The sequence below is a fragment of the Alicyclobacillus sp. SP_1 genome, from assembly GCF_024706985.1.
Lineage (GTDB): Bacteria > Bacillota > Bacilli > Alicyclobacillales > Alicyclobacillaceae > Alicyclobacillus_I.
Map to the genome: position 1 here is coordinate 1 of NZ_JAMCCX010000098.1, position 1,556 is coordinate 1,556.

The 1,556-nt window shown below is 45.9% G+C and carries 1 protein-coding gene; it reads left to right on the forward strand.

The window, feature by feature from the left end:
* The first annotated feature begins 661 nt into the window (after nt 1-661).
* Entirely contained in the window at nt 662-1,003 is a 342-nt protein-coding gene (locus M4I36_RS16955) for a transposase (RefSeq protein WP_258112799.1), read from the forward strand.
* Nucleotides 1,004-1,556 lie beyond the last annotated feature (553 nt).

A 1,556-nucleotide genomic window follows, 5' to 3' on the forward strand; every position in this document is an offset into this window, starting at 1 on the left:
GAGACTATAATTCCAAAATATTCATTGGAAACCTAACGAGACTCCATCAAGCAAAAACCGTCGAAATCCGGGATAATACTTCTGAAGATCGTCATATAAGCGTGCAGATATTTCCGTTTATCAACAAACACATTCTCTGAGAAACTCAGCAACGAACATTTCCCCTAACACACTGAAGCATTGGCCGTCATTAACCGTATGCATCGCTTCGATCCATGTTGAAAAAAATACACACATATCCACTCTCGTAAGTTTCCTTTGAAAAGTGGAAGATAAGTGGTAAACTCGTTATAAGAACTCAGGTTCGTATAACGAGGTGATATTCGTGAATCTCTTGGAGTTTACGCAAAAGTTCTCGGATGAAAAGCCTGTGAAGAGCGTCTCATTCAACTGCGATGGAAAGAAGGCTTCACATGCCGCATTCCGAGGCAATTCTCGTTCATGCGGCACACAGGCGGGACGCCGACCTTAGAGTGCCACTGTTTGAGTGCAAGCACTGTCATCGCCAGACTTCTGTCACTGCAGGGACTATCTTTCATAAAAACAAAACGCCACTGTACAAATGGTTCCTTGCAATATACCTAGTCAGCCATGACAAGCGGGATGTTTCTGCAAAACACTTCAGCGTCACATCGCCGTTTCGTACGACACGGCTTGGCACATGCTTCACAAAATCCGTTCTGCTATGGCGGAACGAAATACGAAATATACGTTGGAAGGAATTGTTCAAGTCGATGACTTCTACCTTGGCGGCAAAAGCAAAGGTAAACGGGGACGTGGCACTACACAGTCGCCCATGGTCATGGGGGTTTCACTGACGAAAGGAAAACCCCAATATTGTTCCATTGAAGCGGTAGAAGACCTGACTAAAAATTCGATACTGCCCATTTTAAAACGTAACCTCGGGACGGATATCGTCTTGGAACCAGACGGGAACTGGTCATACGGTGCCAGTGCAAAGGAACTGAACATTCCACATCGGGTGACATTGTTGAGTGACTAAAACGCTCATGAAACATTTCAATGAGTCAATACGCTGATCAGCAATTTGAAGGCGTTTATTGACGGAACATACCATGGACGAGAGCGCTTCAAGCAACTGTATGCTGCTGAATTCACTTACCGATTGAACCGCAGACACATGGGACACGGACTTGTCGAACGGCTTCTTAACACATGCGCCCTAGCGCACCCACTAAATGCAAGTCGAACTATCTAAGTGGAGGTTTAGCCCAGGTTACTTACGAGACTGGATATGTGTGAAAAAAATATTAGGAATTCTGTCGCGAAGGGACCTTCCCTTCGCGACAACCGTCTTAAAAAATATTGATGAAGCAATTAGCTAAGCACTCACCGTTGTTAGCCCCACAGCTATCGTTGTTTGCACCACAGACATTGGTAGTGCAGCCCCCTCCACCGCCACCCTCATCATTACATACTCTGAGTAAAGGTTGCGAATAGTCAGGTGCCTTTAATTCATCGTGAACGTAAAACTTTGCACAGCGCGCCTAGCCAAGCTAGGCACAACTAACCGGTGAGAGTCCGGTCGAGGTAGG

Bases quoted from the DNA above. Each gene is read 5' to 3' on its own strand.
- M4I36_RS16955 (WP_258112799.1), top strand. From the start codon at position 662: ATGCTTCACAAAATCCGTTCTGCTATGGCGGAACGAAATACGAAATAT.